The sequence below is a fragment of the Vibrio furnissii CIP 102972 genome (assembly GCF_000176175.1).
Classification (GTDB): domain Bacteria; phylum Pseudomonadota; class Gammaproteobacteria; order Enterobacterales; family Vibrionaceae; genus Vibrio; species Vibrio furnissii.
This window is the reverse complement of sequence record NZ_ACZP01000005.1, coordinates 1-25,115: the sequence shown is the minus strand read 5'-3', so window position 1 is coordinate 25,115 and position 25,115 is coordinate 1. Positions and strand designations below refer to the sequence as shown.

Sequence of the window (25,115 nt, the reverse complement as noted above, 5' to 3'; positions counted from 1 at the left end):
GAAGCATCCCTTTGAATATATACCATTTTATTAGTAACCGTTAACTCTCAGTTCGCAATTTAACCAGAGATTAACCGACCAGCGCCAACAGCACCCCGGCCGCAACCGCCGACCCCAGCACCCCAGCCACGTTGGGCCCCATGGCATGCATCAGCAAGAAGTTCTGTGGATTGGCTTCCAAACCCACTTTATTCACCACGCGCGCCGCCATTGGCACCGCCGACACACCGGCCGCACCAATCAGTGGGTTGATGTCTTCTTTGGAGAACTTGTTGAGGATCTTCGCCATGATCACACCGCCAGCCGTCCCGATGCTGAACGCGACCGCGCCCAGCGCCAAAATGCCCAACGTTTCAAGGTTTAGGAATTTATCAGCCTGCAATTTTGAACCGACCCCTAAGCCCAAGAAAATCGTCACGATGTTGATCAGCTCGTTTTGCGCCGTCTTCGACAAACGCTCCACGACGCCCGCTTCGCGCATCAAGTTACCGAGACAGAACATGCCCACCAAAGGTGTCGCCGCAGGCAAGAACAAAATCGTCATCAATAACACCACCAAAGGAAAGATGATTTTTTCGGTTTTGCCAACGTGGCGCAATTGCGCCATTTTGATCTGACGTTCTTCTGGTGTGGTCAACGCTTTCATGATGGGCGGTTGAATGATCGGCACCAACGCCATGTAGCTGTAGGCCGCCACCGCAATCGCGCCCAACAGATCAGGCGAAAGCTGACTGGCAAGGAATATCGCCGTTGGGCCATCCGCGCCTCCGATAATCGCGATGGAGGAAGCGTCTGCCATGGTGAATTCCATGCCCGGCACGTAGTTCAACAAAATAGCGCCGAACAGGGTCGCAAAAATCCCCAACTGCGCTGCCGCACCTAACCATAACGTTTTCGGGTTCGCAATCAATGCCCCGAAATCCGTCATCGCCCCAACCCCCATGAAGATCAAGAGTGGGAAGACCCCTGACTCAATCCCCACGTGATAGACGTAGTACAGCAGACCACCCGGTTCAGTAAAACCAGCATTGGGAATGTTGGCCAACACAGCGCCAAACCCGATGGGCAATAGCAGCAAAGGCTCAAACCCTTTACGAATCGCCAAAAACAGCAGCAAGCCGCCCACCATGATCATGATGATCTGGCCGAGTTCGAAGTTTGCAATGCCTGTTTCAGACCATAAGGTGATTAATCCGTCCATGGTTCTTCCTTATGCCAAACTCAACAGAGGCGCACCAACCGTCACAGAATCCCCTTCTTTAACATGAAGATCCTGCACAACACCGCCGCGCGCCGCGCGAATTTCGGTTTCCATCTTCATCGCTTCCAGCACGATCAAAATGTCACCTTCGGCCACTTCGCTCCCGCTTTGCACATTGATTTTGAAGATGTTCCCCGCCAGAGGAGCCGGAACGGCTTCCGCATCCGATACAGTCTCAGCGGGTGCGGCAACCGGAGCCGCTTGGGTTGCTGCTGTAGGAGTCACTGAAGTGAGCTGACCTTGGGGGCCGACTTCAACGTTATATACCTGTCCATCAACGCGTACGCTGTAAGTTTCCACACCTCCGCTCGATGCCGATACGACAGGTGACGCTGCTGGCGCAGGTTCACAACCTGGAGCCGGCTCAAAAGCGTCCGGATTATGACGATTTTTCAGGAACTTGAGCCCTACCTGAGGGAACAAGGCATAAGTCAGCACGTCATCGGCCGTATCTTCAGCCAGTGAAATGCCGTCCGCTTTCGCTTTTTCTAGCAATTCAGTGGTCAAATGATCCATTTCGGCGTTCAGCAGATCCGCAGGACGACAAGTGATAGCGGCTTTCCCTTCAAGCACTTTGGCTTGCAGCTCCGCATTGACTGAGGCTGGTGCCGCACCATATTCCCCTTTGAGAACACCTGCAGTTTCTTTGGTAATGCTCTTATAGCGCTCACCGGTCAAGACGTTGATCACCGCTTGCGTGCCCACAATTTGCGAGGTCGGCGTCACCAAAGGAATAAAGCCCAAGTCTTCACGCACGCGAGGGATCTCTTTTAGAACCTCATCCAAGCGATCCGCGGCTCCTTGCTCTTTCAACTGACTTTCCATATTCGTCAGCATGCCGCCCGGCACCTGAGCAATCAGAATGCGTGAATCCACCCCTTTCAACTGACCTTCAAACTTCGCGTACTTCTTGCGTACGTCACGGAAATAAGCAGCAATCGGTTCCAGTTGTTCCAGCTGCAAATGCGTATCACGCGCCGTACCTTGCAGCATCGCCACCACGGTTTCCGTAGGGGTATGCCCGTATGTTTGACTCATCGAAGAGATGGCGGTGTCAAGAATATCAATGCCCGCTTCCACCGCTTTGATTGCCGTTGCGGTCGATAAACCTGTAGTGGCATGGCAATGCAGCGCTAGGGGCACAGCACAGGATGCTTTGATACGTGTGATCAGCTCTTCTGCCTCATACGGCTTCAGCAGCCCTGACATGTCTTTGATACACAGCGAATGGCAGCCGAGATCTTCCAAGCGTTTCGCCAAATCAACCCACGTATCCGCGTTGTGCACTGGACTGGTGGTGTAAGAGAGCGTGCCTTGAGCGTGCGCGCCGACATCAATCGTCGCTTTGACCGCTTGTTCGAAGTTGCGGACATCGTTCATGGCATCAAAGATACGGAACACATCCATCCCGTTGGTATGCGCACGTTCCACGAATTTTGCCACCACATCATCAGCGTAATGGCGATAACCCAGCAAGTTTTGCCCACGCAACAGCATTTGCATCGGTGTGTTCGGCATGGCCTGTTTGAGCGTGCGTAGACGTTCCCATGGGTCTTCCCCGAGATAACGAATGCAAGCGTCAAAGGTCGCGCCACCCCAAGTTTCCAGCGACCAGTAACCCACTTTATCCAGTTCAGCCGCAATCGGCAGCATATCGTCCAGACGCAGACGCGTCGCAAACAGTGATTGATGCGCGTCACGAAGGACGACATCGGTAATAGCGAGAGGTTTAGACATGTGTATAACTCCTTTTAATCCGGACTACTTCGACGCTGAAGTACGATACTGATGTACGGCAGCGGAAATAGCGGCGACAACCTGAGGACTCACAGCCGCAGAGGTGGGTTGCACTTTTTTCGCTGGGGTTGGTGCGGCGAACGATGGTGGCACTTCTTGTGGTGCCCATTTAGACATGCATCGAACGAGATAAACCAGAATGGTGAGGAATAGAAATACGACCGACATCCCCGTGATCATGAGGGTGGCCGCATCCACTAGCAGGCTTCCAATATTAGTCATGTTGCTTCCTTTCTTTGTCATCCTGACAACATATGCTGAGCATGAGCGACCATCTCACGCCAACATGTGAAACGAAATTATCAATTTTGGTGAAAAATTGTCAATTTTGTTCACTACACAGTTGTGCTCGGCACACACAATCGGTTGAAAATTCGTCACACAAATCACAAAACGTCGTGAAATGACCGACAAACGTTCTAACTTTTGTGGCGAATATGCCCAGATTAAAGAAGATTCAAAACGAAAATTGAGATGCAGTTAATAAAGTGGAAAAAATCCCTTTAAAACAATGAGTTGTAAAATATAGATAAACAAGATGATAATGAAATGTAAATAAAAAAGCCTCGCGAATGCGAGGCTTTGTAAGGATGGCGCGCTCGAGAGGATTCGAACCTCTGACCGCCTGGTTCGTAGCCAGGTACTCTATCCAGCTGAGCTACGAGCGCGCTATTTTCGATACCAAACAAGGGTGTTCAGGATCAGGGCATTACCCTTATTCACTGTATTCTTTCAAGAAGAAAGAATGGCGCGTCCGAGAGGATTCGAACCTCTGACCGCCTGGTTCGTAGCCAGGTACTCTATCCAGCTGAGCTACGGACGCGCAGGCTTGATTGTTTTCACAATCGACTCTTGAAAAATCAAGAGCTTATTAATAATGGCGCGCTCGAGAGGATTCGAACCTCTGACCGCCTGGTTCGTAGCCAGGTACTCTATCCAGCTGAGCTACGAGCGCGCTGTTTTCGATGCTAAACAAAACTGTTCAGGATCAGGGCATTACCCTTATTCACTGTATTCTTTCAAGAAGAAAGAATGGCGCGTCCGAGAGGATTCGAACCTCTGACCGCCTGGTTCGTAGCCAGGTACTCTATCCAGCTGAGCTACGGACGCGCAGGCTTGATTGTTTTCACAATCGACTCCTGATAAATCAAGAGCTTATTAATAATGGCGCGCTCGAGAGGATTCGAACCTCTGACCGCCTGGTTCGTAGCCAGGTACTCTATCCAGCTGAGCTACGAGCGCGCAGGGTGTGAAGTATATCACATTTTTGTTGTTTGAAAACAAAAATTTGCCCGAAGGCGAAGAAATGGCGGTGAGGGAGGGATTCGAACCCTCGATGCGGCTACAAACCGCATACTCCCTTAGCAGGGGAGCGCCTTCGGCCTCTCGGCCACCTCACCACGTTTCTTTTCCAAAACTTACGTTTCAGAATCTTCATATTCCCGAGAGAATATGGCGCGTCCGAGAGGATTCGAACCTCTGACCGCCTGGTTCGTAGCCAGGTACTCTATCCAGCTGAGCTACGGACGCGCATTTCACTTAATGTGCTAAATTAAGCGTCGCAAGAAATGGCGGTGAGGGAGGGATTCGAACCCTCGATGCGGCTATAAACCGCATACTCCCTTAGCAGGGGAGCGCCTTCGGCCTCTCGGCCACCTCACCGTCTTGCGGAGGCACATATTACGATTTACCAAAAATATGTCAAACACTTTCTTGGCAAAAATTGGAAAAAACTGCTTAACCGTTGGCTATTTAATCAAAGCGGTGTGAAATTACACTTTTATTAAAAACGGACACATGAAGCACAAAAAAGGCTGACAAAATTGCCAGCCTTTTCGTTGATAATTAGTAGTTGCCTGACGCAACGTTACCATTACCTTTTTCAGCTTGAATGCGCATGTAGATTTCTTCACGGTGCACAGAAACTTCTTTCGGTGCGTTCACACCGATACGTACTTGGTTACCTTTTACGCCCAGTACAGTTACTGTTACTTCGTCACCGATCATGAGTGTTTCGCCAACGCGGCGAGTCAAAATTAGCATTCTTTGCTCCTTGAGTAATCTCTGTATTATCTTGCAACTACGTTATTATCCACTAAAAGTTATATTTTCGTAAACTCTCTATTGCAGTCAAATCAGCCTAAAAATGCATGTTTAGGCTGAAAGTCCACGAGTGTTTCAGAATCGATATAAGCTTCGTGCAAAATATTTGCCGCTTCCTCAACGCAGTGCGGCGCAAGCATTAACATCAATGATTGTGAAGTCGTGGAGACATAATGTACATCGATGCCCTGTTCTGACAACAATGCACAAGAATGCTCCGCTAAGTCAGGCGCTTGCAGACCGACCGTAGTCAGTAAACTCACATGTTCACTATTACGGATTTTGTCGCTGAACACCAGATCCAACTTGGCACAGGCATCGCGTTTTATCACAACACCTGCCCATTCTGTCTTTTCGATCACATTCCAGACTTCTACACCTAGCATCTGACACTGTTTCATCAGGCTGGCTAATGAATCCTGTTCAACGGTCACCAAAGACATGTCACGTTGGATTGCCAGGCCACATACAGCTTGCGAACCTTGTTCGCCTTTAATCAAGCTGCCGTCGTTTACATCAAACGTCGACAGCACGCGCAGTGGAACCTGATTTTCCCAAGCATACTGAACACACGGCAGGTGCAGCACTTTCGCGCCTTTACGAGCCATTTCTTCCATCGATGGAAAATCAATGATGTCCAGTTTCTTTGCTTTGGGTACAACACGAGGGTCACATGTATAAACCCCATCAACATCAGTGAAGATTTGACATTCATCTGCGTTGAGCGCTCCGGCCAATGTCACTGCACTGGTATCCGAGCCACCACGACCTAAAGTGGTGATATCCCCATTTTCATTGATACCCTGAAAACCGGCTACAACAACAATCTGGTCTTGCGCCAGCAGTTCCGTAATCGTTCGTGTATCAATCGTTTTAATCGTCGCGTCATTGTGTTGATTATCCGTCACAATGTTCGCTTGAGCTCCGGTTAGAGAGCGAGCAGCATAACCCAGTTTATTCAGAGTCATCGCTACCAGTGCCATAGACACCTGCTCACCAGCAGAGAGCAAAACATCAAGTTCCCTAGCGGTTGGTACGCTATCCACTTGTTGGGCTAAACCCAGCAGTCGGTTGGTTTCTCCTGACATGGCAGAAACAACAACAACAACTTGATTACCATCATTTTTCGCTTTAATGATGTGTTCGGCGACAGTATGCATGCGCTCAATTGAGCCAACGGAAGTTCCACCGAACTTTTGCACGATAAGGGGCTTTTTCACCAGTATTCACCTTCCCAAGACCAAAGTCTCATTCGGACTAAACTGTTGCTCACCAACGAGTTGTCTATCAGTTTAGTAGTTACAAAAACAAAACCAAGCGGTTAATCGACTGTATGAAACTCACGCCAATTAAACCACTTGGTTGACCAGATAAAGTTACGCTCAATCAAAATTTGTCTTGATTGAGCGCTAATTATTTCAGTTTGTTATAGACGCTCAGCAATCCAAGCGTCTACAGACTCCAAGGCGGATGGCAATGCCGCTGCATCGCTACCACCGGCTTGAGCCATATCTGGGCGACCACCGCCTTTACCACCCACTTGCTGCGCAACCATGTTCACCAGTTCTCCAGCTTTCACTTTCGACGTCAGGTCCTTGGTTACACCGGCAATCAGGCCAACTTTATCGTCTGCCACGTTACCCAGCATGATGATGCCACTACCCAGTTGGTTTTTCAGTTCATCAACCATACCGCGCAGTGCTTTGTTATCCGCACCGTCAAGCTGTGCCACCAGCACTTTGACGCCAGCAATGTCTTTCACTTTGCTCGTCAGGCTGGCACTTTCTTTCGCCGCCAGTTTGTCTTTCAGGTGCTGAATTTCTTTTTCCAGACCTTTGGCTTTCGAGGCCATGTCAGCCACTTTGCTTTCAAACTGAGCGTGCTGGGCGTCAAGATAATCCAATGCTGCTTCACCCGTAACCGCTTCAATACGGCGAATGCCCGCAGCGATGCCGCTTTCCGAGGTGATCTTGAATAGACCGATATCACCGGTACTGCTGGCGTGAATACCGCCACACAGTTCAGTCGAGAAATCGCCCATGGACAACACACGCACCTGTTCGTCGTATTTCTCACCAAATAGAGCCATCGCGCCTTTTGCTTTCGCAGCGTCGATATCCATGATGTTGGTTTCAATACGGTGGTTGGTACGCACTTGTTCGTTCACCAGACGCTCAACTTCTTTCAGCTCAGCCGCAGAAACAGCTTCCAGATGAGAAAAGTCAAAACGTAGGCCTTCAGCGCGAACCAGCGAACCTTTTTGCGTGACGTGCTCGCCCAGAACGCGGCGCAGCGCAGCGTGCAGCAAGTGCGTCGCAGAGTGGTTCAGAGAAATCGCAGCGCGACGTTTCGCGTCGACGATCGCATGAACGGTATCGCCTTGAGCAAATACGCCTTCGGCCATCACGCCGTGATGCGCAATCGCGTTACCCAGTTTCTGAGTGTCGACCACGTGGAACACACCGGCGTCAGTTTTCAGCACGCCCGCATCGCCACATTGACCTCCCGATTCCGCATAGAATGGCGTTTCATTCAGCACGATGATGGCTTTATCGCCCGCAGACAAAGACGCCGCAGCTTGGCCTTCCACAAACATTTCTGTGATGGTGCTTTCACCTTGAGTCGCGCTGTAACCGCAGAACTCCGTTGCACCTTCCACTTTAATCAACTGGTTGTAGTCGGTACCGAAATGACCCGCTTCACGTGCACGTTGACGCTGCTCTTCCATCGCTGCTTCAAAACCAGCTTCATCAATGGTAAAGCCACGTTCACGTGCCACATCATTGGTCAAGTCTGCTGGGAAGCCGTACGTGTCGTACAGTTTGAAAACGGTTTCGCCATCCAGCTCAGTGCCTGACAGTGCATCAAGCGCTTCGTTCAGAATTGCCATGCCGCGATCCAACGTACGGCCGAAGTTTTCTTCTTCGATACGCAGAACTTTTTCCACAATCGCGTGCTGTTTCTTCAGCTCTTCACCCGCAGAACCCATCACGTCTGCCAGTGGGCCAACCAGTTTGTAGAAGAATGCGCCTTTCGCGCCCAGTTTGTTCCCGTGACGAACGGCGCGACGAATGATACGACGCAGCACGTAACCACGACCTTCGTTTGACGGCATCACACCATCAACAATCAAGAAAGCACAAGAACGAATGTGGTCTGCAACCACGCGTAGAGATTGGTTCGACAGATCGTCGTAGCCAATCACATCAGCCGCAGCTTTGATCAGTGTTTGGAAGACGTCGATTTCATAGTTGGAGTGCACACCCTGCATGATGGCAGAGATACGCTCGATGCCCATACCGGTATCTACAGACGGCTTCGGCAGTGGTTCCATCTTGCCATCGGCATGACGGTTGAACTGCATAAAGACGTTGTTCCAGATTTCGATGAAACGGTCACCGTCTTCTTCTGGTGAGCCAGGACGACCACCCCAGATGTGTTCGCCGTGATCGTAGAAGATCTCGGTACATGGACCACAAGGCCCCGTGTCACCCATCTGCCAGAAGTTATCGGACTCGTACGCTTTACCGCCTGGCTTGTCACCAATGCGAACAATACGATCCGCCGGAATACCAACCTGCTTGTTCCAGATATCAAACGCTTCGTCGTCAGTTTGGTAAACGGTGACCAGCAGGCGCTCTTTTGGTAGCTGCAGTACTTCAGTCAGAAATTCCCATGCAAACTTGATGGCATCTTCTTTGAAATAATCACCAAAGCTGAAGTTACCCAACATTTCGAAGAATGTGTGGTGACGTGCGGTGAAACCGACGTTTTCCAGGTCATTGTGCTTACCACCGGCACGCACACAACGTTGCGCCGTGGTCGCGCGCGTATAGGCGCGCTTTTCCAAACCTAGGAAACAATCTTTAAACTGGTTCATACCTGCGTTGGTGAACAGCAGGGTCGGGTCATTAGCAGGCACCAACGACGAACTGTCGACGATTTGGTGACCTTTGCTTTCAAAGAATGAGAGGAACGCGCGGCGAACCTCATCCGTGCTCATGTACATGCAGCTCTTCCTGAAATACTCAAGTTAGAATTTTGCGATATTGTAAAGCATGGATAAGAGTTCGCCTAGTTTTCTTAAAGAAAAGACGAAAATGAATTGAAACCTGAATTGAAACCTCATGTGACGTAGCGCATTCGATTTCATTGGGCGTCAAGCGGCGAGAAATATCCGTTGTAAGTGTGAAAAATTATCCCATTGAGGAATCATCGTCGTCACTGAGGGCGTACTGAATTTGATCGAAACTAAAGCCGCGGTACTGCAAAAAACGTACTCGTTTGGCATATTCTTTGTTGTCACGGGTCGCGAGTGAAGAAAACTTTTTTTGCGCAGTCTGTTTGGCCAGTTCAAACCAATCGGCGCCTTCCTCGTCGAGCGCCTCAGACACCACATCCGCCGCAACTCGCTTCTGTTGTAATTCCTGACGAATGCGACGTTCACCATGCCCTTTGGCAACGTGCTGACGAACCTGACTTTGTGCGTAGCGCAAATCATCGAGGTAGCCCTGCTCTTGGCAATACAACACGGCTTGTTCGACGTCCGCCACTTCAAATCCTTTAATCAGCAGCTTTTGGTGCAGTTCATACTCCCCATGGTCGCGTCGCGAGAGCAGAAATAGGGCGTTTTCTTTACAGGTCATTTTGGGGGCACGTGAATACATGGTGTTTCCATTGAGAATCGAATCACAATCTCATCGCAGAGAGTCGGATAGCAAAAAGCCCCGCATGTGCAGGGCTTTATCAATCAGCGTTGAATTAAAACTCTTCTTGTTGTTCTGGAACAGTACCAAACTCTGGCTCTTCCGCAACTTCCACTTGTTCAGGGCTTAGCAGCATCTCACGCAGTTTGCCGTCAATGAACTTTGCCACTTCAGGATTTTCGCGCAGGTATTTGCATGCGTTCGCTTTACCTTGACCAATTTTGTCGCCGTTGTAGCTGTACCAAGCACCTGCTTTTTCGACCAGCTTGTGCTTCACGCCCAGTTCAATCAGCTCACCTTCACGGTTAAAGCCTTGGCCGTACATGATTTGCGTGTTGGCTTCTTTAAACGGTGCTGCAATTTTGTTCTTCACGACTTTGATGCGCGTTTCGTTGCCCACCACTTCATCGCCTTCTTTAATCGAACCCGTACGACGAATGTCCAAACGAACAGAAGCATAGAATTTCAGTGCGTTACCACCAGTTGTGGTTTCTGGGTTACCAAACATCACACCAATCTTCATACGGATTTGGTTGATGAAGATACACATACAGTTTGACTGTTTCAGGTTACCTGTCAGTTTACGCATCGCTTGAGACAGCATACGCGCTTGCAGACCCATGTGGCTGTCGCCCATTTCACCTTCAATCTCCGCTTTTGGCGTCAATGCGGCAACCGAGTCAACCACGATCACGTCAACAGCACCTGAACGCGCTAACGCGTCACAGATTTCCAGCGCTTGCTCACCGGTATCTGGCTGAGACACCAGCAGCTCATCAATTTTCACGCCCAGACGACGAGCGTAAACCGGATCCAGAGCGTGCTCTGCATCGATGAAAGCACAAGTTTTACCTTCGCGTTGCGCCGCTGAAATCAGCTCCAGAGTCAGCGTGGTTTTACCCGACGATTCTGGACCGTAGATTTCCACGATACGGCCCATTGGCAGGCCACCTGCACCCAATGCGATATCCAGAGAAAGTGAACCAGTAGAAATCGTTTCTACGTCCATCGTGCGGTTGTCACCCAAGCGCATGATAGAACCTTTACCGAATTGCTTTTCAATTTGACCCAGGGCCGCGGCCAGAGCCTTCTGTTTGTTCTCGTCCATTACTTTCTCCAGACTGTCACTATCTATTTATGTTTGAGCACCGACAGTGATACGTGAATGCGTAGAAATCGGTTCGACATTTGTTGTCAGATTGCTGCTCATTATACTGTTGATTCATACAGTGTCCACCCCTGTATGGAAAAAAGTTGCCGCAAGCCGATAAACGTCACGCTTCAGCCATTGATAAATGTTTGCTCAACGTCCGCAGCGCATATTCCACCGCGTGTTGACGAACTTGCGCGCGATCGCCAGCGAAACGCTGCGTCTCTACCAGCAACCATCCACGGGTATCGGCCCAAGCAAAACAAACCGTCCCGACCGGTTTTTCTTCGCTGCCACCACCGGGCCCAGCGATGCCGCTGATCGCGACGCCGACCGTGCCCAAAGAGTGCTCAAGTGCGCCCTGCACCATTTCAATCACTACCGGTTCGGACACCGCGCCATATTGCGTTAACGTGGCTGCGCTCACCCCAATCATCTCTTGCTTTGCTTCATTACTGTAGGTCACAAACGCGCGATCAAACCACGCGGAGCTGCCTGCAATATCCGTAATCGCGGTGGCCACACCGCCACCGGTGCATGATTCGGCCGTCACCAGCACTTCATTGGCGGCCTGTAATTGTTCGCCAACCTGCTGACTTAATGTTTGGTGCAATTCCATAACCAAAAACCTCTTTGCGTCTTTTCGCTCGATAGGGATTCACGTATCCTAAGCCGCTATGTCCACAAACAAAAGATGTAACCCGTGACTGCTGAACAAAAACATACGCCAATGATGCAGCAATACCTCAAGCTCAAAGCTGAGAACCCGGAGATTTTGCTGTTTTATCGCATGGGCGATTTTTACGAACTGTTCTATGACGATGCCAAACGCGCATCGCAATTGCTGGATATTTCCCTCACCAAGCGCGGCGCGTCCGCTGGTGAGCCGATTCCGATGGCCGGCGTACCGTTTCATGCGGTCGAAGGCTATTTGGCGAAACTGGTTCAGTTAGGTGAGTCGGTCGCGATTTGCGAACAGATTGGCGATCCTGCCACCAGTAAAGGTCCGGTTGAGCGCAAAGTCGTACGCATCGTCACGCCGGGCACTGTCACCGATGAAGCGTTGTTGTCAGAACGGGTGGACAACCTGATTGCCGCGATTTATCACCATGATGGTCGCTTTGGTTACGCGACATTGGATATTACCTCTGGCCGTTTCCAGTTGTGTGAACCGGAATCGGAAGAAGCGATGGCGGCAGAACTGCAACGCACCTCACCGCGCGAATTGCTGTTTCCTGAAGATTTCGAACCGGTGCAACTGATGGCCAGCCGCAAAGGCAACCGCCGCCGCCCGGTGTGGGAATTTGAACTGGATACCGCCAAACAGCAGCTCAATCAGCAGTTCGGCACCCGTGACTTAGTCGGTTTTGGTGTCGAGCAAGCCAAACTCGGCTTATGCGCCGCGGGTTGTTTGATTCAGTACGTGAAAGATACTCAGCGTACTGCCCTGCCACACATTCGTTCACTGACCTTTGATCGCCAAGATCAATCGGTGATTCTAGATGCCGCAACCCGTCGTAACCTCGAGTTGACGCAGAACTTAGCCGGCGGCACCGATAATACACTGGCCGAAGTGTTGGATCACTGCGCGACCCCGATGGGCAGTCGTATGCTCAAACGCTGGCTGCATCAACCGATGCGCGGTTTAGACACCTTGAATCAGCGCCTCGATGCGATTGGGGAATTAAAGCAGCATGCCTTGTTTGCCGAGTTGCATCCGGTGCTCAAACAGATTGGCGACATTGAACGCATTCTGGCGCGCCTCGCTCTGCGCTCTGCGCGGCCGCGCGACTTAGCTCGCCTGCGTCATGCGCTGCAGCAACTGCCCGAGCTGGCGGATGTGCTCAGCAGTCTAACACTGCCCTATCTGGGTCAATTGCGCGATGACGCGCAACCGATGGACAACCTGTGTGAACTACTGGAACAGGCAATCAAAGAAAATCCGCCGGTCGTTATCCGTGATGGTGGCGTGATTGCTGATGGCTATAACGCAGAGCTAGACGAATGGCGGGATCTGGCCAATGGCGCGACAGAGTACCTCGACAAACTCGAAGCTGACGAACGCGAGCGTCATGGCATCGACACCCTCAAAGTCGGCTACAACGCCGTGCACGGCTTCTATATTCAAGTCAGCCGTGGGCAAAGCCATTTGGTGCCGCCGCATTACGTGCGTCGCCAAACCCTGAAAAATGCCGAGCGCTACATCATTCCGGAATTGAAAGAGCACGAAGACAAAGTGCTCAATTCAAAATCCAAAGCGCTGGCATTGGAAAAACAGCTATGGGAAGCCCTGTTTGATCAGTTACTGCCGCATTTAGAACAGATGCAAAATCTGGCATCTGCCCTGTCGCAGATTGACGTGCTACAAAATCTGGCCGAACGCGCGGAAAGCCTCGATTACTGCCGTCCAACGCTCAGTGATGAACCGGGGATTCGGATTCAAGCTGGTCGTCATCCAGTGGTCGAGCAAGTGATGAGCGAACCCTTCATTGCCAACCCGATTGAACTGAATCCGCAACGCAAGATGCTGATCATCACCGGTCCGAACATGGGCGGTAAATCAACCTACATGCGTCAAACGGCGTTGATTGCGCTGCTTGCGCACATTGGTTCTTATGTGCCAGCCGAAGCGGCGCAGATTGGTTCGTTGGATCGTATCTTTACGCGTATCGGCGCGTCTGATGATTTGGCCTCGGGTCGTTCTACCTTCATGGTCGAGATGACAGAAACAGCCAACATTCTTCACAACGCCACCGAACGTAGTTTGGTCTTAATGGATGAAATCGGTCGCGGCACCAGCACGTATGATGGCCTGTCATTGGCTTGGGCCAGCGCGGAATGGTTGGCCAAAGAAATTGGTGCCATGACGCTGTTTGCCACGCACTATTTCGAGCTGACTGAATTGCCAAATGCCTTACCGCATCTGGCGAATGTTCACCTCGATGCCGTCGAGCACGGCGATAGCATTGCCTTCATGCATGCTGTGCAAGAAGGCGCAGCCAGCAAATCGTACGGCTTAGCCGTTGCGGGGTTAGCCGGCGTGCCGAAAGCGGTGATCAAAAATGCTCGCACCAAGTTAACGCAGTTAGAACAACTGAGCTTGCAACAACCCAGCAGCAAACCCAACACCGTGGACATTGCCAATCAGCTCAGCTTGATCCCTGAACCCAGCGAAGTCGAACAAACCTTAGCCGAGATTGATCCTGACGATCTCACGCCTCGCCAAGCACTTGAAGCGCTCTACCGTCTGAAAAAGATGCTCTAGTCCGCTTCCCGCGTCGATCAAAAAAGGCACTCGATGAGTGCCTTTTTATTTCAATCTATCGGCTGTAATTAGTCGTTTTCCACATTAAACAGCGATTCCATGTTCAAACCCTGTTTCATCAGGATTTCTCTCAGACGGCGCAAACCTTCCACCTGAATTTGACGCACACGTTCACGGGTCAAATTGATCTCGCGGCCCACTTCTTCCAGTGTTGATGGTTCATACCCTAACAAGCCAAAACGGCGAGCCAGCACTTCTTTCTGTTTCGGATTGAGCTCATCGAGCCAAGCCACCAGCGAATCACGAATATCGTCATCCTGTGTGGAGACTTCAGGGTCGGAATTGTTGATATCAGGAATGATATCGAGCAATGCTTTGTCACCATCACCGCCAATTGGCGTATCGACGGAGCTAATGCGCTCGTTCAGACGGAGCATTTTGCTGACATCATCCACTGGCTTATCCAGTTCCACAGCAATTTCTTCTGCGGTCGGTTCGTGGTCGAGTTTCTGAGACAGCTCACGCGCAGTACGCAAGTAAATGTTCAGTTCTTTCACCACATGAATTGGTAAACGAATCGTACGAGTCTGGTTCATCAGGGCACGTTCAATGGTCTGACGAATCCACCAGGTAGCATAAGTCGAAAAACGGAAACCGCGTTCTGGGTCGAATTTCTCTACTGCACGAATGAGGCCAAGGTTGCCCTCTTCAATCAGGTCAAGCAGTGCCAAGCCCCGATTGCTATAACGGCGAGAGATTTTGACCACCAGACGTAAGTTGCTCTCGATCATGCGTTTGCGCGCAGCCTCATCACCACGCAAGGCGCGGCGAGCATAGAGCACTTCTTCTTCGGCGGTTAATAAGGGTGAGAAACCAATCTCGCTCAGATACATCTGAGTGGCATCCAGGCTTTTCGTGGAAGCATCAAACTCTTCACGAACCTCTTCAGATTGGTCATTATCGTTGGTAGTCAGTTCTTGGTCGGTCGCCGCGTTATTCACGGCTTCTGAATCGAACTCAAACTCTTCGACTTTAGTGGCTGTATTGCTGATACTCATAGCGCCTCCCCTGGCGAGCTAGCAAGACATTACTACTCTGAATGTCACTACATGACTCTTAAACAAGTATGTTTATGGCAAGTAGCGTTTTGGATTCACTGACTTACCTTGATATCGAATTTCAAAGTGCAAGCGAACACTGTTGGTTCCTGAACTGCCCATTGTTGCTATCTTCTGGCCAGCTTTCACACTTTGTCCTTCTTTAACCAGCAACCGATCGTTGTGGGCGTAAGCACTGAGATAGTGATCGTTGTGCTTTATAATGACAAGGTTGCCATAACCCCGTAGTGCATTGCCCGAGTACACTACCGTTCCTGCTGCGGTGGAGACAATGGATTGACCTCGCTGTCCTGCAATGTCGATCCCTTTGTTGCCTTGATCCCCCGCAGAGAAGTTCTTAACAACTCTGCCTTGAGTCGGCCATAACCACTTCGCGACTTTATCGTTGGATGGTTTAGGTTTATTTACAGTTTTATTAACATTTTGTTTACTTGAGGCTCCAACATACTCTTTTGCTTTCGATTGATCAATACTCTTTTCTGGCTGTTTTTTGACCGCTTTTGGTGCAGTTTTAGTACTTTGGGATGAGGCGGTTGTTTTAGAGCTTTTGCTCACATTTGGCGCAACAACGGGAGGATTGACAGTTTTTACTGCTGTTGAACTTTTGCTGGCCGCAGTTACGACTGGGCCTGCACCGGTACCACCGTAGGCTGGCGGCGTGTATACCGGCGTCCAAAGTTTCAGTTTTTGTCCCGGATGAATCGTGTATGGCGCGGTCAAATTGTTGTAACGAATCAACTCTTTTACATCTTTATCTGTGATGTAAGCGATAAAATAAAGCGTGTCACCGCGCTTTACTTCGTAGTAGCTGCCTCGATAACTGCCGCGCTCAATCGCAGTGTAATCTTTTCTCAATCCCAACACCGGCGCAGGCGTGTTCGCAACGCACCCCATGACGAGGTAGCAGAGTCCCATCACCATCCAATTGCGGAATTGAAAGCCATTCATTATGCGAGATCACCTGCCACTAAAGGGACGAAACGCACCATCTCCACCACTTGGGTGACAAATTGATCGCCTTGACGCACGATGTGCAGGAGTTGCTGTTCTTCTTCACCAACCGGGATTACCAAACGCCCCCCTTCAGCCAATTGTGCCAACAACGCTTGCGGAACCACGGGCGCAGCGGCCGTCACAATGATGGCATCGAACGGCCCTTTGGCCGGCCACCCTTGCCAGCCATCACCATGCTTGGTCGACACATTGTAGATATCCAGTTGCTTGAGACGGCGTTTGGCCTCCCATTGCAACGACTTAATGCGTTCGATGGAAAACACATGATCCACCAATTGCGCCAAGACTGCCGTCTGGTAACCTGAGCCGGTGCCGACTTCCAACACTCGGCTGTCGCGTTTGAGCGCCAGCATTTGCGTCATTTTAGCCACAATGTAGGGCTGTGAGATGGTCTGCCCTTGTCCGATCGGCAACGCATTGTTGTCGTAGGCTTGATGCATCATCGCCTGAGCGACAAATGCTTCTCTCGGAAGAGCATGAATTGCGGCCAGTACGCTCTGATCACGGATCCCGTGCTCAGTGAGTAATTGAATCAGTCTGTCCGCCTTCGGGTTAGCCATCGGCACCTTCCTTTAACCAGAGATTCATCGCGCCCAATGACTCGTGTGCCGTTAAATCCACCTGCATCGGCGTGATCGAGACATAACCGTGCTCGACCGCATGAAAATCGGTGCCTTCACCCGCATCCTGTTCTTTCCCCGGAGGGCCAAGCCAATAGATGTCATGACCCCGCGGATCTTTCTGTTTGATCATGCTCTCAGCGTGATGACGTGCACCAAGGCGTGTCACTTGATGACCTTTGAGTTGATCAAAAGGCAGATCCGGAATATTCACGTTAATCAGACGGTTGGTTGGAATCGGAGCAGAAAGATGTTGCAGCACCAGCTGACGGGCAATTTTTCCCGCAGTGGCAAAATGATGTTTTCCAACCAACGAAAATGCAATCGACTGAACGCCCAGGAAATGGCCTTCCATCGCCGCCGCGACGGTGCCCGAATACAGCACGTCATCGCCCAAATTGGCGCCGTGATTGATGCCACTGAGCACCAGATCCGGTAAGTCATCTTTGAGCAGCTCATTGAGGGCAAAATGAACGCAATCGGTCGGCGTGCCTTGCACAGAATAGGTATTCGGCTCAATACGCGTGACGCGCAGCGGCTGCTCTAACGTTAAAGAGTTTGATGCCCCTGAACGGTTGCGGTCCGGCGCGACAATAATGATTTCGGCCAAGTCGGACAAGGCGTACGCCAGCGCGCGAATGCCTTCGGCATACACGCCATCATCGTTACTCAGCAAGATTCTTAGCTTGTTCTCACTCATACACACGCTCTACTGGAATTTCTTCGATCAATTCACGCACGATCGAGGTCGCAAAGCTGCCCGCGTCCAACGCAAAGCGCAGCGTGATCTGATCGCCATCGACGTCCCAACTCAGATCCTGCGGCATTAGCGACACCGCGCGGCGGTCATGACGCATGCGATTCCCGCGAATCAGCGCCATCAGATCGGGTTCTGCGTCTAACTGAGGCTGCTCCAGTGCCAGCGCCTCGTTTTGCGTCGGCAGCGCATTGTCACCCGCCAGAGCCGCTGAAATCACCGCTTCACCCTGTTGCAGTTTGGCGTTCCACTCTGCCAGTTGATCTGCTGCCACCAATACTTGTTCTTTGCCCACCAGCGCCACATCACCGTCAATAAAACGGTAGAAACACGCCGCTTCAATACGTGCAGACACAATGTGGTTGAAGATCCACGAACGGGCGCTCGACAGATACAAACTGCGTTGGTTTTGATTACGACTGCGAACATTGTCGCGTCCCCAGCGGCGCGCTTCCGTCACGTTGTTTCCTTCACGGCCAAATCGCTGATTACCAAAATAATTAGGCACGCCTTGCTCGGCAACCACCGCTAACCGACGCAGCACATCGTCCATGTCGGTGACTTCCGATAGAACCACTTCAAAGCGATTGCCACGCAGATCGCCCGGACGCAGCTTTTTGTTATGACGCTGCATTTCCAGCACTTCAATGCTTGGGTATTGCGCCAAAAACATGCTCAGATTGGGAAATTTCCCCTGCGGCATGTGCACACTCAGCCACTGTTCGGTCACCGCGTGGCGATCTTTCAGGCCAGCCCAACTGACATCTTTTGATTTCACACCGCACGCTTTGGCCAATTCGTTGGCCACAAAACTGGTGTTTTCGCCGGTTTTACGAATCCGCACCATCACGTGTTCGCCGTCACCGCTAAAACGGTACCCCAAATCTTCAACAACTTTAAAATGTTCTGGTTTGGCCTTAATTTTGGCCTTTGCTGTTGGTTTACCACATAAATAAGCCAACGAAGATAAAAGATCTGTCATTTTTTATTCCGATAAGTGAAAGCAGTGACAATCAAGCCTTCACGAGTAATACGACGGCTTCACACGCGATGCCTTCTTTGCGGCCGGTGAAACCAAGACGTTCGGTGGTGGTTGCTTTGACGTTGACGTTGCCCAGATCCGTTTCAAGATCGTCAGCAATCGCGGCGCACATCGCTTCAATGTGCGGGGCCATTTTGGGGGCCTGCGCCATGATGGTCACATCGGCATTGCCCAGACGGTAGCCCTGCGCTTTCACGCGGCGATAAACATCTTTGAGCAACTCGCGGCTGTCAGCACCTTTCCACTTGTCATCGGTGTCCGGGAAGTGACGGCCAATGTCACCAGCGGCAATCGCGCCCAGCAGTGCATCGCTCAATGCATGCAGCGCCACATCCCCATCAGAATGGGCAATCAGCCCCTGTTCGTAAGGAACGGCGACGCCCCCAATGATCACCGGACCTTCTCCGCCAAATTTGTGTACGTCAAAACCGTGGCCAATTCGAATCATGTTCAGTCCTTGTGGTTACTTAGATCATCTTGTTGCTTAGATCTTCTTGTTACTTAATCATATTGTCACTGAAATCACTGCGGCTTAAATAGAACTCAGCCAATGCGAGATCTTCTGGTTGAGTAATTTTAATATTGTCCGCGCGCCCAGCGACTAAAGCCGGATTGAGCCCCAACCACTCAAAGGCCGACGCTTCGTCTGTGATCACCGCTTGGGCATCGAGTGCTTGCGTCAGCGCCTGTTGCAGCGGCTGCGCGCGAAACATTTGCGGCGTTAACGCATGCCACAAGGCCACGCGATCCACCGTGTGTTCAATGTTTTGCTGCCCATCGGCACGCTTCATGGTGTCACGCACTGGTGCCGCCAAAATCGCGCCCACGGCATGCGCTTGCGCCGTGGCCACCAGTTGGTTGATGTCGGCATGTTTCACGCAAGGACGGGCGGCATCGTGTACCATCACCCACTCGCTGAGCTGATGCTGACACACATAGTCCAGCGCAGACAGCACCGAATCAGCGCGCTCTTTGCCACCGGAGACTCGAATCACACGGGGGTGATTCGCCAGTGTCAGCGACTCAAAGTAAGGGTCACTGTCGCTGACAGCCACGACCACTTGGCCCACGTCAGGATGGCGCAGCAACGCTTCGACGGTGTGCTCCAGCACGGTGTGACCATGCAGGATTAAATATTGCTTGGGGCGATCGGCCTGCATACGGCTGCCGACGCCAGCGGCTGGCACAATCGCGGTAATCTTTGCGGTCATGGGCGGTTTTCCTCACCAATGATGCGATAGAAGGTTTCCCCCTCTTTCACCATACCCAGTTCGTGTCGGGCACGCTCTTCAATGGCATCCAGCCCCTGACGTAGGTCGTCAATCTCTGCGAACATTTCCTGATTGCGCAGATGCAGGTTGCTATTCACCTGCTCTTGAACCTGAATTTCGCTCGACACCGCGCGATAATCAGCAATGCCGTTTTTCCCCATCCACAGATCATATTGTAGTAAGGCAAACAGCAGCGTCAGTGCCACCGCAAATACTCGCATAACCGTCTCTCTCGTGAAGTGAAACTATGCCGCACAAAGGCGGCATAAGATGAGATTCATTGTTAACAAACGTTCACCACTTATACCACACCCCCGAATCTCAGGCGAGTCAGCACAAGGGAGAAGCGCTTACTGACTGAGCAGAAACGCAAACAGACCCGCGCCCAGCAGCAGACGATAAATCACAAACGGGGTCATTCCCATGCGGGAAATCAGCTTCAGGAAGAAGAAAATACAGATATAAGCGCTAATGAACGACGTCACAACCCCCGTCAGTAGGAATCCGGTATGTACTGGCTCGCCACTGGTCACCAGTTTCAAACCTAAGTAACCACCCGCCAGCATAATGATCGGAATCGACATCAGAAATGAAAAACGCGCTGCCGCTTCCCGGGTAAACCCTAAGTACAGCGCTGCGGTCATGGTTGCGCCAGAACGTGACGTGCCGGGAATGATTGCCATGGCTTGCGCCACCCCGATGAACAGGGCTTTCTTCCAACCGGCCTGATATTCATCGTCAACCAATGATGCGTGCTTATCGACGTACCACAGCAATAAACCAAACACGATGGTGGTGGTTGCAATCACCCACGCGCTGCGCAAATAGACTTCGACAATGTCTTTCATGAGGAAGCCAAATACACAGGCCGGAATGGTGGCCAGCACAATCAGCCAAGCCAGCTTCGCTTCTTTGCTACGATCCCCTTGAAAGATTGAGCCGAAAAATGCCCGCAGCAACGACACCACTTCACGGCGGAAGTAAATCACAACCGCCGCCAATGTGCCGACGTGTACCGCGACATCAAACGCAAGCCCCTGATCCGCCCAGCCGAAAATAGCCGAGGGTAAAATCAGGTGTGCAGAACTGGAAATAGGAAGGAATTCGGTAAAGCCCTGAATTAAAGCCAAAATGAACGATTCGAAATAACTCATTGTTTTCTCGTTGATTAGTTAAGAGCAAACCACAGTTCGACGGGCTTTAATGCCTCTAATCCCTGGGCTTGTTGCCATACATGTTGAATGGTGTCCTGTGTGCCGGGAATACAACGTTCTGGGCACAGTTCATACAACGGTTGAATCACAAAAGGATAATGGTAGATATCCGGCCGTGGCAGCACCGGCGCGGTGGCTGAAATCGTGTCCCCAAACAGGATGATGTCCAGATCCAGCGTGCGATCCTGAAACTTCTTCGCCTGGCTCTCCCGCCCCCAACGCAATTCAATGTCGCGCAGGGTTAGAGCCAATTCCGCCAAGCTAAGTTCCGTCTTCATTTCAACCACGAGGTTATAAAACGCATGGCTGTCAAAGCCCACCGACTCACATTCGTAAATAGTCGACAAACGCAAATCATGGCCGATGCGGCGCAATTCGCCCACGGCGGCTTCAATGTGTTGATGACGTTGTAGATTCGAACCGATACCCACATACGTGGTGATCATGCGTTTCCTCGCTCAATGATCACACCCACCCCTTTCGCTTGCGCGACGGCGCCGGGTTTGGTGAGACGAATACGAATCCAAGGCACAGAAAAGCGTGTCATGATGAGCTGTGCCACTTCTTCTGCCACACGCTCAACCAACAGAAAACGACCTGTTTCGATGTGTTCAATCACCGCCTGACTCACTTGGGCGTAGTCCAGCGCATCCGCCACATCATCACTTTTACCGGCAGGCTGATTGTCGTGTGCCATTTCCAGATCCAGCACCAGCTTCTGCTTAATTTCCTGCTCCCAGTCGTAAACACCAATCGTCGTGATCACTTCCAGTTGTTCGATAAAAACTTTATCCATAGTTCTATTGCATCCTTTTTACAGGTCGGATACCCAAATTGAGTAAAAAAACGTACTATCTTAGCGAATCGCGATATCATATACCCAAACCACCTCAAGATGCGAAATCCGAACAGAATTTTTACTTTTGAGCTTGGTTTACAAAGACTTGTGAGCCGTCGCTTAGGTAAAACACCACGTTGAGGCAATTATGACGCCATTGGCACTCATTATGATCATTTCCGCTTACCTGTTGGGGTCCATCTCCAGCGCGGTGTTGATCTGCCGTGTCATGGGATTGCCGGATCCACGCGCTGTCGGTTCACACAACCCCGGTGCCACCAACGTGCTGCGCATCGGCGGAAAGAAAACCGCGGTAGCCGTACTGTTGTGCGACATGCTCAAAGGCACCATTCCGGTCTGGAGCGCTTATTTCCTCGGCATTGATTCACTGCTGCTCGGCATCATCGCCATTGCGGCCTGCTTGGGTCACATGTACCCACTGTTTTTCCATTTTAAAGGCGGCAAAGGTGTCGCCACGGCCTTGGGTGCCATCGCACCAATCGGGCTCGACCTCACGCTGATGATCATGCTCACTTGGTTGGTGGTCGCTGTGATCTTTCGTTATTCCTCACTGGCCGCCTTGGTCACGGTGTTATTGGCGCCGTTTTATACCTGGATGGTCAAACCGCAATATACGTTGCCCGTCGCAATGCTGTGCTGCCTGATTGTGCTGCGCCATCATCAAAATATTAAGCGCCTATTTGCCGGCACCGAACCCAAGGTGGGCGAGAAGAAGCCGAGCGGCCTCGATTAACTCTCGTCTTCGCTTGAGTAGAGATTCTGCACAATAAAAAAGGCCTAACGGCCTTTTTTACGTTTATCGTTACGCCTGCACCTTGGCCAAGAAACGCGTCAGCATGTCTGTCACAAATTGCGGTTGTTCCAAGTTACTGATGTGGCCAGCCTCTGGCACCACCACCAACTCACTGCCCGTAATGCTGTCGTGCATTAAGTACGATTCCAGAACCGGACGCGGCGCATCTTCAGCCCCGACCGCCACCAAAACCGGCAAAGCAAACTTTTCCACCACATCTTCCATCAGATCGCGGCGATCAAACACCATGCGTCCAATGCGTGCCACTTCGACCGCTTGGGTGCCGCGAAGCGCTGCCAAACGGCTTCGGAATGACTGCACCAACGCTGGCGTTTTCTGAGTGGCTTCGCGCGCAAAAAACATCGGCGTCACCACCTCGACCAAAGGTTCCGGCACGGCTTGCAATTGGCTGATGGTATCGAGGATCTGAAAGTACTTGGCGTGCGTCACTTCTGGCTCCAAGCCAATGAAGGTATCCATCATCACCAACGCTTTCACGCGTTGCGGCGCCAAATCGACTAACTCTGCGCCCCACATGCCGCCAACCGACAGCCCCACAACCGAGAACGTTTCAATGTCCAAATGATCCATCAACGCCAACACGTGCTGCGCGTAATCAGTCAGATTGCGCATCGCCGCTGGCGCGGCATCCGATTCACCGTGTGCCCACATATCGGGCACAATGCAGCGGTACTGCTGACTGAGCGCGGCCACTTGTGGCGCCCACATGGTGCTGTCCCATAAATAGCTGTGACCCAAGACGATGACGTCCCCCTGACCCACATCCTGATAGCGCATTTGCTGCCCGTCGACGTTAAACGTGTGCATGCTTCTTTTCCTGTCATCAAATTTGGCGCGACTATACCACTGCCTTCGGCATCATCAGCTCTGAGCAGATGGACCACTGGCGCCTAATCGCTTGATTCACTGATATAAAAACGGCCGCCTAAGCGACCGTCGTTCCCAATTAATTGTTGATCGGCGTGAGCTGATCAATCGGCCAGCGCGGACGTGCTTCCAAGCTCAAGTCCGTCACATCGCCGTTTTTCAGACGTTGCATACCAGCATAGGCGATCATCGCACCGTTGTCGGTACAAAATTCGGTACGCGGGTAATAGACGTCACCGCCCACGTTCTGAGCCAATTTACCCAAATCTGCACGCAACTGTTTATTGGCACTCACGCCACCGGCAATCACAATGCGCTTCATGCCCGTCTGTTCCAACGCACGACGACACTTGATCACCAAGGTGTCACACACCGCTTCTTGGAACGCATAAGCGATATCGGCGCGCGTCTGCTCATCATCACCGTTGGCGGCAATGGTGTTCGCCGTGAACGTTTTCAGGCCAGAGAAGCTCATGTCCAAACCCGGACGATCCGTCATCGGGCGCGGGAACTTAAAGCGACCCGGCGTGCCTTTTTCCGCCAAACGCGCCAACAGGGGACCACCGGGGTAATCCAGCCCCATCAGCTTCGCCGTTTTGTCGAACGCTTCACCCGCCGCATCGTCGATCGATTCACCCAGAATGTGGTATTGGCCAATGCCGTTCACTTCCACCATCATGGAGTGACCGCCAGACACCAGCACAGCCACAAACGGAAATGGCGGCGGATTGTCTTCCAGCATCGGCGCCAGCAAGTGGCCTTCCATGTGGTGTACAGGCACTGCCGGCACATTCCACGCATAAGCCAAGCTGCGGCCAATGGTTGCGCCAACCAGCAACGCGCCCACAAGCCCCGGGCCTGCGGTGTAAGCCACACCATCAATGTCCGCAGGGGTTAAATTCGCGTCGGCCATTGCCGCTTTAATCAGAGGAATTGTTTTTTTGACATGATCGCGCGAAGCCAGTTCTGGCACCACGCCGCCGTAATCTGCATGAAGTTTGATCTGACTGTAGAGTTGATGCGACAGCAATCCTTTCTCATCGTCGTAAATCGCTACACCTGTCTCGTCACAAGAGGTTTCAATACCAATAATGCGCATAGTTTTCTCAGCACGCTGTCATCTAGAATTCGAAATTGGCGTCATGTTACCTCGGCTTGGCTTCACAAACAAATTTTGTACAGACTGTAAGCGACAAAGTACTTTACAAAGCCGTAGCTATCGGATTAAAATTCGGCACCATTTTTGATCAAGCTGGT

General features: G+C 51.4%; 24 protein-coding genes and 8 tRNA genes. 2 read left to right on the top strand and 30 right to left on the bottom strand.

The features are described 5' to 3' along the window. Nucleotides 1–70: 70 nt before the first annotated feature. The 17 genes from VFA_RS00460 to pncC form a co-directional block, all read right to left on the bottom strand. Complete coding sequence (locus VFA_RS00460; RefSeq protein ID WP_004723858.1) at nt 71–1,201, bottom strand: sodium ion-translocating decarboxylase subunit beta; 1,131 nt, start codon at nt 1,199–1,201, stop codon at nt 71–73. Nucleotides 1,202–1,210: 9 nt separating this feature from the next. Beyond that, on the bottom strand, nt 1,211–2,998 hold the full coding sequence (gene oadA / locus VFA_RS00455) for a sodium-extruding oxaloacetate decarboxylase subunit alpha (protein ID WP_004723856.1): 1,788 nt from the start codon (nt 2,996–2,998) through the stop codon (nt 1,211–1,213). Between the two features lie 24 nt (nt 2,999–3,022). Continuing rightward, entirely contained in the window at nt 3,023–3,280 is a 258-nt protein-coding gene (locus VFA_RS00450; protein WP_004723853.1) for an oxaloacetate decarboxylase subunit gamma, read from the bottom strand. A 369-nt stretch (nt 3,281–3,649) separates the two neighbouring features. Next, nucleotides 3,650–3,726, bottom strand: a tRNA-Arg gene (locus VFA_RS00445). A gap of 78 nt (nt 3,727–3,804) precedes the next feature. Beyond that, a tRNA-Arg gene (locus VFA_RS00440) sits at nt 3,805–3,881 on the bottom strand. A 55-nt stretch (nt 3,882–3,936) separates the two neighbouring features. Further along, nucleotides 3,937–4,013, bottom strand: a tRNA-Arg gene (locus VFA_RS00435). A gap of 78 nt (nt 4,014–4,091) precedes the next feature. After that, nucleotides 4,092–4,168: transfer RNA gene (locus tag VFA_RS00430), tRNA-Arg, on the bottom strand. Nucleotides 4,169–4,223: 55 nt separating this feature from the next. Further along, nucleotides 4,224–4,300 (bottom strand) — tRNA-Arg (locus VFA_RS00425). Nucleotides 4,301–4,365: 65 nt separating this feature from the next. Beyond that, nucleotides 4,366–4,458: transfer RNA gene (locus VFA_RS00420), tRNA-Ser, on the bottom strand. Between the two features lie 53 nt (nt 4,459–4,511). Continuing rightward, nucleotides 4,512–4,588, bottom strand: a tRNA-Arg gene (locus VFA_RS00415). 39 nt (nt 4,589–4,627) lie between these two features. After that, nucleotides 4,628–4,720 (bottom strand) — tRNA-Ser (locus VFA_RS00410). 183 nt (nt 4,721–4,903) lie between these two features. After that, nucleotides 4,904–5,101, bottom strand: a complete 198-nt coding sequence (gene csrA, locus VFA_RS00405; RefSeq protein WP_004415691.1) for a carbon storage regulator CsrA — start codon at nt 5,099–5,101, stop codon at nt 4,904–4,906. A gap of 92 nt (nt 5,102–5,193) precedes the next feature. Further along, the gene (locus VFA_RS00400) at nt 5,194–6,381 is read right to left on the bottom strand and encodes an aspartate kinase (RefSeq protein ID WP_038150576.1); all 1,188 of its coding nucleotides are present in this window, start codon (nt 6,379–6,381) and stop codon (nt 5,194–5,196) included. A gap of 206 nt (nt 6,382–6,587) precedes the next feature. Further along, nucleotides 6,588–9,170 (bottom strand): alanine--tRNA ligase, encoded by a 2,583-nt coding sequence (alaS, locus tag VFA_RS00395; protein WP_004723850.1) that lies wholly within the window; start codon nt 9,168–9,170, stop codon nt 6,588–6,590. Nucleotides 9,171–9,357: 187 nt separating this feature from the next. After that, a complete protein-coding gene (gene recX / locus VFA_RS00390; RefSeq protein WP_004723847.1) occupies nt 9,358–9,828 on the bottom strand; it encodes a recombination regulator RecX in 471 nt (156 codons plus the stop codon). 94 nt (nt 9,829–9,922) lie between these two features. Beyond that, the gene (gene recA / locus VFA_RS00385; protein ID WP_004723845.1) at nt 9,923–10,975 is read right to left on the bottom strand and encodes a recombinase RecA; all 1,053 of its coding nucleotides are present in this window, start codon (nt 10,973–10,975) and stop codon (nt 9,923–9,925) included. A gap of 166 nt (nt 10,976–11,141) precedes the next feature. Further along, entirely contained in the window at nt 11,142–11,636 is a 495-nt protein-coding gene (gene pncC / locus VFA_RS00380; RefSeq protein ID WP_004723843.1) for a nicotinamide-nucleotide amidase, read from the bottom strand. Between the two features lie 84 nt (nt 11,637–11,720). On the opposite strand from pncC, the gene mutS reads away from it, so the two are divergent. Beyond that, nucleotides 11,721–14,282, top strand: coding sequence for a DNA mismatch repair protein MutS (gene mutS, locus VFA_RS00375; RefSeq protein WP_004723840.1), 2,562 nt, complete (start codon nt 11,721–11,723; stop codon nt 14,280–14,282). A gap of 68 nt (nt 14,283–14,350) precedes the next feature. On the opposite strand, the gene rpoS is transcribed toward mutS, so the two are convergent. From rpoS to folB, 11 genes are all read right to left on the bottom strand, one after another. After that, nucleotides 14,351–15,340, bottom strand: a complete 990-nt coding sequence (gene rpoS / locus VFA_RS00370; protein WP_004723838.1) for an RNA polymerase sigma factor RpoS — start codon at nt 15,338–15,340, stop codon at nt 14,351–14,353. A gap of 72 nt (nt 15,341–15,412) precedes the next feature. Then, entirely contained in the window at nt 15,413–16,348 is a 936-nt protein-coding gene (gene nlpD / locus VFA_RS00365; RefSeq protein ID WP_004723836.1) for a murein hydrolase activator NlpD, read from the bottom strand. Then, a complete protein-coding gene (locus VFA_RS00360; RefSeq protein ID WP_014205779.1) occupies nt 16,348–16,974 on the bottom strand; it encodes a protein-L-isoaspartate(D-aspartate) O-methyltransferase in 627 nt (208 codons plus the stop codon). Before VFA_RS00360 ends, nlpD begins: the two co-directional genes overlap by 1 nt. Then, nucleotides 16,967–17,734 (bottom strand): 5'/3'-nucleotidase SurE, encoded by a 768-nt coding sequence (surE, locus tag VFA_RS00355; RefSeq protein WP_004723832.1) that lies wholly within the window; start codon nt 17,732–17,734, stop codon nt 16,967–16,969. Before surE ends, VFA_RS00360 begins: the two co-directional genes overlap by 8 nt. Beyond that, nucleotides 17,727–18,773 (bottom strand): tRNA pseudouridine(13) synthase TruD, encoded by a 1,047-nt coding sequence (gene truD, locus VFA_RS00350; RefSeq protein WP_004723830.1) that lies wholly within the window; start codon nt 18,771–18,773, stop codon nt 17,727–17,729. Before truD ends, surE begins: the two co-directional genes overlap by 8 nt. A 31-nt stretch (nt 18,774–18,804) precedes the next feature. Then, entirely contained in the window at nt 18,805–19,281 is a 477-nt protein-coding gene (gene ispF / locus VFA_RS00345) for a 2-C-methyl-D-erythritol 2,4-cyclodiphosphate synthase (protein WP_004723827.1), read from the bottom strand. Nucleotides 19,282–19,330: 49 nt separating this feature from the next. After that, a complete protein-coding gene (gene ispD, locus VFA_RS00340) occupies nt 19,331–20,044 on the bottom strand; it encodes a 2-C-methyl-D-erythritol 4-phosphate cytidylyltransferase (protein WP_004723825.1) in 714 nt (237 codons plus the stop codon). Further along, on the bottom strand, nt 20,041–20,325 hold the full coding sequence (gene ftsB / locus VFA_RS00335; protein ID WP_004723824.1) for a cell division protein FtsB: 285 nt from the start codon (nt 20,323–20,325) through the stop codon (nt 20,041–20,043). The genes ispD and ftsB overlap by 4 nt, the downstream gene beginning before the upstream one ends. A 129-nt stretch (nt 20,326–20,454) precedes the next feature. Then, entirely contained in the window at nt 20,455–21,258 is an 804-nt protein-coding gene (locus tag VFA_RS00330; protein WP_004723821.1) for an undecaprenyl-diphosphate phosphatase, read from the bottom strand. A gap of 14 nt (nt 21,259–21,272) precedes the next feature. Beyond that, complete coding sequence (folK, locus tag VFA_RS00325; RefSeq protein ID WP_004723819.1) at nt 21,273–21,764, bottom strand: 2-amino-4-hydroxy-6-hydroxymethyldihydropteridine diphosphokinase; 492 nt, start codon at nt 21,762–21,764, stop codon at nt 21,273–21,275. Beyond that, nucleotides 21,761–22,114 carry a bifunctional dihydroneopterin aldolase/7,8-dihydroneopterin epimerase gene (folB, locus tag VFA_RS00320; protein ID WP_004723818.1) on the bottom strand — a complete coding sequence of 118 codons (354 nt, stop codon included), beginning with the start codon at nt 22,112–22,114 and terminating at the stop codon, nt 21,761–21,763. The genes folK and folB overlap by 4 nt, the downstream gene beginning before the upstream one ends. Before the next feature lie 190 nt (nt 22,115–22,304). Between folB and plsY the strand changes: the two genes are divergently transcribed. Then, complete coding sequence (gene plsY, locus VFA_RS00315) at nt 22,305–22,910, top strand: glycerol-3-phosphate 1-O-acyltransferase PlsY (RefSeq protein WP_004723816.1); 606 nt, start codon at nt 22,305–22,307, stop codon at nt 22,908–22,910. Nucleotides 22,911–22,979: 69 nt separating this feature from the next. Here the strand turns inward: plsY and VFA_RS00310 are convergent, their stop codons facing one another. Then, complete coding sequence (locus VFA_RS00310) at nt 22,980–23,798, bottom strand: alpha/beta fold hydrolase (RefSeq protein WP_004723814.1); 819 nt, start codon at nt 23,796–23,798, stop codon at nt 22,980–22,982. 139 nt (nt 23,799–23,937) lie between these two features. After that, nucleotides 23,938–24,957, bottom strand: a complete 1,020-nt coding sequence (tsaD, locus tag VFA_RS00305) for a tRNA (adenosine(37)-N6)-threonylcarbamoyltransferase complex transferase subunit TsaD (RefSeq protein ID WP_004723811.1) — start codon at nt 24,955–24,957, stop codon at nt 23,938–23,940. Nucleotides 24,958–25,115: the final 158 nt, after the last annotated feature.

What these genes read in the sequence shown, in the direction of transcription:
- nlpD (WP_004723836.1), bottom strand. Translation starts at nt 16,348, where the DNA reads ATGAATGGCTTTCAATTCCGCAATTGGATGGTGATGGGACTCTGCTAC.
- folK (WP_004723819.1), bottom strand. Translation starts at nt 21,764, where the DNA reads ATGATCACCACGTATGTGGGTATCGGTTCGAATCTACAACGTCATCAA.
- ispD (WP_004723825.1), bottom strand. Translation starts at nt 20,044, where the DNA reads ATGACCGCAAAGATTACCGCGATTGTGCCAGCCGCTGGCGTCGGCAGC.
- pncC (WP_004723843.1), bottom strand. Translation starts at nt 11,636, where the DNA reads ATGGAATTGCACCAAACATTAAGTCAGCAGGTTGGCGAACAATTACAG.
- recA (WP_004723845.1), bottom strand. Translation starts at nt 10,975, where the DNA reads ATGGACGAGAACAAACAGAAGGCTCTGGCCGCGGCCCTGGGTCAAATT.
- tsaD (WP_004723811.1), bottom strand. Translation starts at nt 24,957, where the DNA reads ATGCGCATTATTGGTATTGAAACCTCTTGTGACGAGACAGGTGTAGCG.
- VFA_RS00310 (WP_004723814.1), bottom strand. Translation starts at nt 23,798, where the DNA reads ATGCACACGTTTAACGTCGACGGGCAGCAAATGCGCTATCAGGATGTG.
- csrA (WP_004415691.1), bottom strand. Translation starts at nt 5,101, where the DNA reads ATGCTAATTTTGACTCGCCGCGTTGGCGAAACACTCATGATCGGTGAC.
- alaS (WP_004723850.1), bottom strand. Translation starts at nt 9,170, where the DNA reads ATGTACATGAGCACGGATGAGGTTCGCCGCGCGTTCCTCTCATTCTTT.
- rpoS (WP_004723838.1), bottom strand. Translation starts at nt 15,340, where the DNA reads ATGAGTATCAGCAATACAGCCACTAAAGTCGAAGAGTTTGAGTTCGAT.
- ftsB (WP_004723824.1), bottom strand. Translation starts at nt 20,325, where the DNA reads ATGCGAGTATTTGCGGTGGCACTGACGCTGCTGTTTGCCTTACTACAA.
- VFA_RS00360 (WP_014205779.1), bottom strand. Translation starts at nt 16,974, where the DNA reads ATGGCTAACCCGAAGGCGGACAGACTGATTCAATTACTCACTGAGCAC.
- VFA_RS00460 (WP_004723858.1), bottom strand. Translation starts at nt 1,201, where the DNA reads ATGGACGGATTAATCACCTTATGGTCTGAAACAGGCATTGCAAACTTC.
- recX (WP_004723847.1), bottom strand. Translation starts at nt 9,828, where the DNA reads ATGTATTCACGTGCCCCCAAAATGACCTGTAAAGAAAACGCCCTATTT.
- ispF (WP_004723827.1), bottom strand. Translation starts at nt 19,281, where the DNA reads ATGATTCGAATTGGCCACGGTTTTGACGTACACAAATTTGGCGGAGAA.
- truD (WP_004723830.1), bottom strand. Translation starts at nt 18,773, where the DNA reads ATGACAGATCTTTTATCTTCGTTGGCTTATTTATGTGGTAAACCAACA.
- plsY (WP_004723816.1), top strand. Translation starts at nt 22,305, where the DNA reads ATGACGCCATTGGCACTCATTATGATCATTTCCGCTTACCTGTTGGGG.
- VFA_RS00330 (WP_004723821.1), bottom strand. Translation starts at nt 21,258, where the DNA reads ATGAGTTATTTCGAATCGTTCATTTTGGCTTTAATTCAGGGCTTTACC.
- folB (WP_004723818.1), bottom strand. Translation starts at nt 22,114, where the DNA reads ATGGATAAAGTTTTTATCGAACAACTGGAAGTGATCACGACGATTGGT.
- VFA_RS00450 (WP_004723853.1), bottom strand. Translation starts at nt 3,280, where the DNA reads ATGACTAATATTGGAAGCCTGCTAGTGGATGCGGCCACCCTCATGATC.
- oadA (WP_004723856.1), bottom strand. Translation starts at nt 2,998, where the DNA reads ATGTCTAAACCTCTCGCTATTACCGATGTCGTCCTTCGTGACGCGCAT.
- surE (WP_004723832.1), bottom strand. Translation starts at nt 17,734, where the DNA reads ATGAGTGAGAACAAGCTAAGAATCTTGCTGAGTAACGATGATGGCGTG.